Annotated in this window: 5 protein-coding genes and 1 other RNA gene; all 6 read left to right on the top strand. The window is 50.3% G+C overall.

Annotated elements, in window-relative coordinates; all coding sequences use genetic code 11:
- Positions 1–102: 102 nt before the first annotated feature.
- The 6 genes from MNO13_RS05250 (at position 103) to MNO13_RS05225 (ending at position 8,019) form a co-directional block, all read left to right on the top strand.
- The gene (locus MNO13_RS05250) at positions 103–1,509 is read left to right on the top strand and encodes a TolC family outer membrane protein (protein ID WP_237931176.1); all 1,407 of its coding nucleotides are present in this window, start codon (positions 103–105) and stop codon (positions 1,507–1,509) included.
- Positions 1,506–3,692 carry a type I secretion system permease/ATPase gene (locus tag MNO13_RS05245; protein ID WP_241939614.1) on the top strand — a complete coding sequence of 729 codons (2,187 nt, stop codon included), beginning with the start codon at positions 1,506–1,508 and terminating at the stop codon, positions 3,690–3,692. Before MNO13_RS05250 ends, MNO13_RS05245 begins: the two co-directional genes overlap by 4 nt.
- Positions 3,693–3,699: 7 nt before the next feature.
- Positions 3,700–4,863 (top strand): HlyD family type I secretion periplasmic adaptor subunit, encoded by a 1,164-nt coding sequence (locus MNO13_RS05240; RefSeq protein WP_241940044.1) that lies wholly within the window; start codon positions 3,700–3,702, stop codon positions 4,861–4,863.
- A 57-nt stretch (positions 4,864–4,920) separates the two neighbouring features.
- Positions 4,921–5,283, top strand: a transfer-messenger RNA (tmRNA) gene (gene ssrA / locus MNO13_RS05235).
- Between the two features lie 205 nt (positions 5,284–5,488).
- Positions 5,489–6,688, top strand: a complete 1,200-nt coding sequence (locus tag MNO13_RS05230) for an integrase domain-containing protein (protein ID WP_241939613.1) — start codon at positions 5,489–5,491, stop codon at positions 6,686–6,688.
- On the top strand, positions 6,685–8,019 hold the full coding sequence (locus tag MNO13_RS05225) for an AAA family ATPase (RefSeq protein ID WP_241939612.1): 1,335 nt from the start codon (positions 6,685–6,687) through the stop codon (positions 8,017–8,019). Before MNO13_RS05230 ends, MNO13_RS05225 begins: the two co-directional genes overlap by 4 nt.
- The last annotated feature ends 3 nt before the right edge of the window (positions 8,020–8,022 follow it).

Raw genomic sequence — 8,022 nt, 5'->3', positions numbered from 1 at the left:
GTAGGTCGGATAAGCGCAGCGTCATCCGACAAAAATCAGACAAACCCAGGCAAGCAATAGCAACACTAATTAGAACGTAGTGACTTTTAAAAGGGACAAACTATGGGAAAATTACAGCCGTTTGCACTGTGGCTGGCATGCAGCCTATGTGTAGCCCAAACGCATGCCGAAGAGACGCCACAGTTCATCACCACTGAGGGGCTTGCTCAACAACACGAACTGCCAAACCTTGACGGCTCGTCATCCCTGCCGCTCAACGCGCCTGCGCCCGGAACGCTCACGCTCAACGACGCCGTTAACCGCGCGGTAAACTGGCACCCGAGCATTCACGAAGCCATCGGCAAACTTTACGGCCAGTCCGAACAGGTCAACGTCGCGAAATCCAAATACTACCCGCAAATCAGCGCGGGCATGAATAACGGCTACAGCAACGGCTACACCGACAGCGGTTTCAGCCCGTCGCTGGTGCTTTCCATCTCACAAATGCTCTACGACTTCGGCAAAGTCTCAAGCCAGGTACGCGCCGAAAGCGCAGGCGTGGCGCAAGAACAGGCCAACGTGCTGGTGAGCATTGATAACGTCGGCCACGATACCGCCGTTTCCCTGGTTCAGGCGCAGATGTGGCAACAAATGGTCGATATCGCCAAAGATCAGCTCGAAGCATTAAGCGCGATTGGCCGTTTGACCGAACAGCGCAACAACGAAGGTGCCACGTCGATGTCCGATGTGGTGCAAACCAACGCCCGTATTGAATCCGCCCGCTCGCAACTGATTCAATACCAGGCCAACCTCGACAGCGCACAGGCCACATTAATGAGCTGGCTGGGCTGGAATAGCCTCAACGGTATTAGCAACGATTTCCCCGACAAACTCAGCAAGAGCTGCGACGTTGCCAAACCGGATGACCGCTTAGTGCCTGCGGTGTTGGCCTCCTGGGCGCAGGCCAGCGTCGCGCAGGCGAATCTGGATTACGCCAACGCACAGATGACGCCAACCATTTCACTGGAACCGCAGGTTCAGCACTATCTCAACGACAAATACGCCAGCCACGAAGTGCTGGATCGCACGCAATACTCGGCGTTTATCAAAGTTGAAATGCCGATTTATCAGGGGGGTGGATTAACCGCCCGCCGCAACGCCGCAAGCCATGCTGTTGAAGCCGCGCAATCCGGCGTTCAGCGCACACGCCTGGATATTCGCCAGAAGTTAATGGAATCGCGCAGCCAGGCGCTCGGCCTGATGGGGGCCATTCAAGTCCTGCAACGCCAGGAAGAGTTAAGCGCGCAAACGCGCGAACTGTATCAACAGCAATATCTCGGCCTGGGTTCGCGCCCGCTGCTGGATGTGCTTAACGCCGAACAGGAAGTTTTCCAGGCACGCTTCGCTCGACAACAAACCCTGAGCCAACTTCATCAATTGCAGCTCAACTGCCTGTATAACAGCGGCCGGTTGCGCAACGCATTTGGCCTGGAGCATCGCACCATCCAGTCACTGGAGATCCAGCCATGAGCAAAATCCCCCCTGCTGTTGATGAACGGCTGACTGAACAGTCGCTGAGCCACTGGGCGCAAGCCATTAGCCACGTTGCCGCCCATTACCGCGTGGTCTGTTCGCCAGGCACCATTCAGGCCAACGCCCCGTGGTTTAAAGACAAAGGCATGCTTGCGGCTCTCACACAGTTATCGCGCCAGGCGGGGCTTTCTTTTCACCTGCTGAACGTGCCGGAACTGGCGATTGCCCAATGGCGGTTGCCGATAGTGGTGGATTTAAAAAACGGCCAACTGGCGGTTATCGAGCATTTTGACGGCGCAGATACCGTGGATATTTGCCTTATCGATGGCCAACACCAGACCAACCGCGTGGCACTCAGCGAACTGCTGCCGGACATCCGTTTTGTTGCCGCACTGCGCCCGCTTTCGGCCCTGAAAGACAGCCGCGTTGATGCGTATATTTCGCGCTTTAGCCCGGACTGGTTAAAAGAGCTGGTGATGCAGGATCTCCGGCCATACGGCCCGGTGATGCTGGCGGCGTTCCTCGTTAACATGTTGTCGCTTGCCGGGATTATTTTCTCGATGCAGGTCTACGATCGGGTGATTCCGGCGCAATCCTACCCGACGCTGTATGTGCTGGCATCCGGCGTATTACTGGCGGTGGTGTTTGGCTTCCTGCTGCGCGTGGCGCGTGGCCATATTATGGATGTACTCGGCAAACGGGCCGATATGCGGGTTTCTGAGCGCGTGTTTAGCCATGCGCTACGCCTGCGTAACAGTGCGGTTCCCCGCTCCACCGGCAGCTTTATTTCGCAGCTTCGCGAGCTGGAGCAAATCCGCGAGATGGTCACCTCATCAACCATCTCAACCCTCGTCGATTTACCGTTCTTCTTTATGTTTATCATCGTGCTGGCGATCATCGCGCCGCAACTGGCATGGATTGCACCCGTCGCCGCCATCCTGATGGTGCTGCCTGGTATTTTGCTGCAAAAAAAGCTGGCGATGCTGGCGAACCAGTCGGCGCACGAAGCCACTTTGCGCAATGCGGTGCTGGTTGAAAGTGTGCAAGGGCTGGAAGACATCAAACTGATGCAGGCAGAAAACCGCTTCCTGCAACAATGGAACAGCTACATCCGCATTACCGCGGAATCCGGCCTGCGGACTCGCCAGATTTCGCAAGGGTTGATCAGCTGGGGGATCACTATTCAAAGCCTGGTTTACGCGGCGGTAATCCTGTTTGGCGCGCCGCTGGTGATTGAAGGCGATATGACCACCGGCGCGATGGTCGCCGCGTCAATGCTGGCGTCACGCATGATTGCGCCGATGGCAAACCTGTGCGGCGTGCTGGCGCGCTGGCAACAAGTGAAAGCGGCGAAGCAAGGGCTGGACAGCATTATGCAGTTGCCGGTCGAAACCCAACGCGATGAAAGCCTGGTGCATCAGGACATTTTTCACGGCCACTATCTGTTTGAAAACGCACAGTTCCGCTACCACAGCGACGACCAACGCATTCCGCTACGCATCTCACATTTAGAGATCCAGCCAGGCGAAAGAATCGCGGTGCTGGGGCGCAACGGCGCGGGCAAATCCACGTTACTTCAGGCATTAGCGGGCGGCATCGATTTGATGAGTGGCGATGCGCGGCTCGACAACCTGAGCATGACGCAAATCGACATGGCTGATTTACGGCGCAACATTGGCTTCCTGAGCCAGAACGCACGGCTGTTTTACGGCACATTGCGTGAAAACCTGACGCTGGGCGCACCGCACGCCAGCGATGAAGAAATCTTCGAAGTACTGGAAATCAGCGGCGCGGGCAATTTTGTCAAGCACCTGGCCAAAGGCCTCGACCACAGCATTATGGAAGGCGGCACCGGGCTTTCTGGCGGGCAACGTCAGTCCATCTTACTGGCGCGTATGCTGCTGCGCTCGCCGAACATCGTACTGCTCGACGAACCCACCGCCTCTCTTGATGACCACACCGAACGCGAATTTATTCAGCGCCTCGGGCTTTGGCTTGGCAACCGCACCTTGATTGTCGCTACCCATCGGGTGCCGATGCTGGAACTTGTGGAGCGGGTGCTGGTTCTGAAGGAAGGACAACTGGTGATGGACGCACCGAAAGCCCAGGCGCTGAGTAACAGCCGCGCCGCAGCACAGGCAAACGGACGGGAGTGGAAAAATGAAAACCAGTCAGCATGACGCCGCAATGGACGACCCGGATATCCAGCGTGAAAACGAGTTTTCCGGTGCGAGCCGCATTATCACTCTTAGCGTTTTACTGTTTATTTTGCTCGGCGTGTGGGCATGGTTTGGCACGCTTGATGAGGTTTCGACCGGCACCGGAAAAGTGGTTCCCAGCTCGCGCGAGCAAGTCCTTCAGTCGCTCGACGGCGGCATCGTCACCCAGTTGCTGGTGCACGAAGGCGACAAAGTTGAAGCCGGGCAAATCGTCGCCCAACTCGACCCGACGCGTTCGCAATCGAACGTCGGCGAAAGTGCCGCACGCTACCGCGCATCACTGGCATCCAGCGTGCGGTTGAACGCAGAAGTGAACGACCTGCCGCTGGTCTTCCCCGACTCGCTAAAAGCCTGGCCGGAGCTAACCGCATCCGAAACCCGGCTATATAAAAGCCGCCGCGCACAACTTAACGACTCAGCTGCGGATATTAAAGACGCGCTGGTTTCGGTCAATCAAGAGCTGGGCATAACCCAACGGCTGGCAAAAAGCGGTGCCGCCAGTAACGTGGAAGTGCTGCGCTTGCAGCGGCAAAAAAGCGACCTGCAACTCAAAATCACCGACCTGCGTTCACAATATTACGTACAAGCCCGCGAGGAGCTTTCCAAAGCGAACGCCGAAGTGGATATGCTTTCAGCGGTTATCAAAGGCCGTGAAGATTCGGTATCGCGCATGACGGTGCGCTCGCCAATGCGCGGCATCGTCAAAAATATCCAGGTAACGACCATTGGTGGCGTGATCCCGCCAAACGGCGAAATGATGGAAATCGTGCCGCTCGATGACCACTTGCTGATTGAGGCGCGCCTCTCACCGCGTGACATCGCGTTTATCCACCCAGGCCAGCGTGCGCTGGTGAAAGTCACCGCCTACGATTACGCCATTTACGGCGGGCTGGAGGGCATCGTTGAAACCATCTCGCCGGACACCATTCAGGACAAAGTGAAACCAGAAATCGTCTATTACCGGGTGTTTATCCGCACCCAACAGGACTACCTGGCGAACAAAGCCGGACACCATTTTTCAATTTCGCCAGGCATGGTCGCCACCGTCGACATTAAAACCGGGCAAAAAACCATCGTCGATTACCTGATTAAACCGTTTAACCGCGCCCGCGAAGCGCTACGTGAACGTTAACAAACTCAAGGGGTAGTAAGTGATGCTACAACTCTGTTATACTTACAAAACACTTGTGGGGCTGATTCTGGATTCGACGGGATTCGCGAAACCCAAGGTGCATGCCGAGGGGCGGTTTGCCTCGTAAAAAGCCGCAAAAAAATAGTCGCAAACGACGAAAACTACGCACTAGCAGCTTAATACCCTGCTTAGAGCCTTCTCTCCCTAGCTTCCGCTCTTAAGACGGGGATCAAGAGAAGTCAAACCCAAAAGAGATCGTGTGTAAACCTTGCCTGGGGTTGAAGCACTAAAACTAATCAGGATAGTTTGGTAATGGCGTGTCTACCCGCAGTTGCCCGGCGAATGTAAAGATAGACTAAGCATGTAGTACCGACGGCGTAGTAATTTCGGACGCGGGTTCAACTCCCGCCAGCTCCACCAAAATTCTCCCTCAACGATTACCAGAGTCGTCCGAGGAAGTCCTGAAAGCCCGCACAGCGTAAGCCTTGCGGGCTTTTTTGTATCTGTTATTTGTCCGTAACCATCCGAGAAAATCCGCCTGAATCCAGTGATAATTGGTATACGTTTAGGTATACGGTAAGATGTAGGCCTAAAAACGTATACCAATTTACGAAGGAGCGGCCATATGGCACGGACAACGCGCCCCCTCACTAACACCGAAGTTCTACGAGCTAAAGCAGGCGAGAAAGAGCTGACCCTTCATGACGGCGAAGGTTTATTTCTCATCGTTAAGACGACCGGAAAAAAACTCTGGCGTTTTCGGTATCAAAGACCGACCACCAAAAAAAGAACGATGGTTGGTTTAGGTTCCTTCCCTGCCCTTTCACTTGCGGATGCGCGAGCATTACGCGCTGACTATCTTTCATTGTTAGCCAAAGGTATCGACCCACAGGTTCAAGCCGAAGTCACAGAGGAACAGCAGCAAATTGCCCTCGACAGTATTTTCTCCACCGTTGCCTCTAACTGGTTCCAGCTAAAAAGCAAAAGTGTCACAGCGGATTACGCGAAAGATATTTGGCGTTCTCTGGATAAAGACGTGTTCCCAGCCATTGGGGAGATCCCTGTTCAGGAAATCAAAGCTAGGACACTAGTTGAGGCTCTTGAACCCATCAAAGCGCGTGGAGCGCTGGAAACAGTTCGCCGCTTGGTACAACGCATTAACGAAATCATGACTTATGCAGTTAACACCGGTTTGATTGATGCTAACCCAGCATCTGGTGTTGGTATGGCTTTTGAGCGGCCTAAAAAGCAAAACATGCCAACACTGCGACCGGAAGAACTACCAAAGCTAATGCGTTCGCTTGCAATGTCTAACCTTTCACTTTCGACTCGATGCCTAATCGAATGGCAACTCCTGACACTTGTTCGCCCTTCTGAGGCTTCTGGCACTCGATGGGAAGAAATAGATCTTGATGCCAAACTTTGGACAATTCCAGCAGAACGGATGAAGGGCAGGCGTGAACACGTTGTCCCTTTATCTGTTCAGGCGTTAGATATTCTGGAGATAATGAAACCAGTCAGCGCTCACCGGGAACATGTATTTCCAAGTAGAAATGGTCCAAAGCAACCGATGAACAGCCAGACTGCTAATGCCGCTTTAAAACGGGTAGGTTTTGGTGGTAAGTTAGTTGCACATGGAATGCGTTCTATCGCAAGTACTGCTTTGAATGAAGAAGGATTTAATGCAGATGTTATTGAAGCAGCCTTGGCTCATTCTGATAAAAATGAAGTACGTAGAGCTTACAATCGTACAACCTATCTAAGTCAACGAATCCCTTTAATGTTGTGGTGGGGAAATTTCGTTAAAAAAGGAGATGTAATATGAAAATAGATAACTTTCGGGCTGAAAGTGTATATGGATATTTAAATTTTAACATCGATTTTAATGATGATTTATCTTTCCTAGTTGGAAGTAATGGCACTGGAAAAAGCACTGTAATTAAATTAATCCAAGCATTACTGACCATTGATATAAAAGAGTTACTTAACATACCCTATGAGAGTATCTCTTTAACGTATACAAACAGAAATGAAGCTTTTAGAATCTCGTCTAAAAAAGATCGCCAGAATATCAGCATAGCACATAGTGGAGTTCAAGAACCGCTTATAATCCCTCTAGTAGTAAAAGAGGAGTTTATGAGTAACGAACGAGATGTAAAAGTATATGGGCATTTAGAAAGAGAATTCCTATCAAATGAAACCCTTAGGAAAATAAAATCAATAACACCTCCTGTATTTTTAGGGCTAGACAGAAAAACTTATGGGTTTGAAGATTTAGATATAGATTATGATACAACTCTATCCCGTAGGAATGAAATTTTGATGCATCGAAAAATGCTGTCATCAAAAAAACGACTTATCAGTGGAAGCTTAGGTGATGCCTTATTGTCTGTCGAAATGATAATACAAGACAAATATAGAAAAATAAGAGAATTTGAAGATAAACAAGCAATATACCTTCGCGACAGAATACTTAAATCATCTTTTAAGTTTAACACTTATAATGACATGTTCGAAAATGAACACAATTTACGCTGGGAAAATAAACAAAAAATACTCAAGCGCAAAACGGAAATAACCGAAGCAGTTAAAAAAATCGGCAGTTTAGATAAATCATTAATGAATGACATTGAGAAATTCTTCGATAATATCAGTGATTTATTTGAAGAGCTAAAGAACAGCGAAGGCCTTAATATAAACTGGCTATTAAATAAAGTACAGATCGATCGCATTTCAGATATTCTTGATGTTATAGATGAATATAATGAAAAAGTTGCACGAATGTATAGGCCAATAAATAACTTTTTAAACACTATTAACTCATTCTTAATTGATTCACGTAAGAAAGTCGAAGTTAATACAGTTGGTCGCTTAGTAGTATCTCGACCAGATAGCGAAAAATGTGATATCGATATATTATCCTCAGGGGAAAGGCAATTACTCGTAATTATCGCCAACGTAATGCTCAATAAATACACAAACCTTAGCCGGGTAATTATTATCGACGAACCAGAAATATCATTGCACCTTAAATGGCAAGAAAAGTTTTCTGAAACAGTATTATCACTAAACCCAGAAACACAATTTATAATGGCAACTCACTCACCTGATATAGTTGGTGATTTGACAGAAAAATGCATTATTGTAGGAGCATAGAAG

The sequence above is a fragment of the Buttiauxella ferragutiae genome (assembly GCF_022637515.1).
In the GTDB taxonomy this organism is placed as follows: Bacteria; Pseudomonadota; Gammaproteobacteria; order Enterobacterales; family Enterobacteriaceae; genus Buttiauxella; species Buttiauxella ferragutiae.
Note: the sequence above shows the minus strand (reverse complement) of the source record. Positions and strands in the feature narration are given on the sequence as shown.

Bases quoted from the DNA above. Each gene is read 5' to 3' on its own strand.
- MNO13_RS05250 (WP_237931176.1), top strand. From the start codon at position 103: ATGGGAAAATTACAGCCGTTTGCACTGTGGCTGGCATGCAGCCTATGT.
- MNO13_RS05245 (WP_241939614.1), top strand. From the start codon at position 1,506: ATGAGCAAAATCCCCCCTGCTGTTGATGAACGGCTGACTGAACAGTCG.
- MNO13_RS05240 (WP_241940044.1), top strand. From the start codon at position 3,700: ATGGACGACCCGGATATCCAGCGTGAAAACGAGTTTTCCGGTGCGAGC.
- MNO13_RS05230 (WP_241939613.1), top strand. From the start codon at position 5,489: ATGGCACGGACAACGCGCCCCCTCACTAACACCGAAGTTCTACGAGCT.
- MNO13_RS05225 (WP_241939612.1), top strand. From the start codon at position 6,685: ATGAAAATAGATAACTTTCGGGCTGAAAGTGTATATGGATATTTAAAT.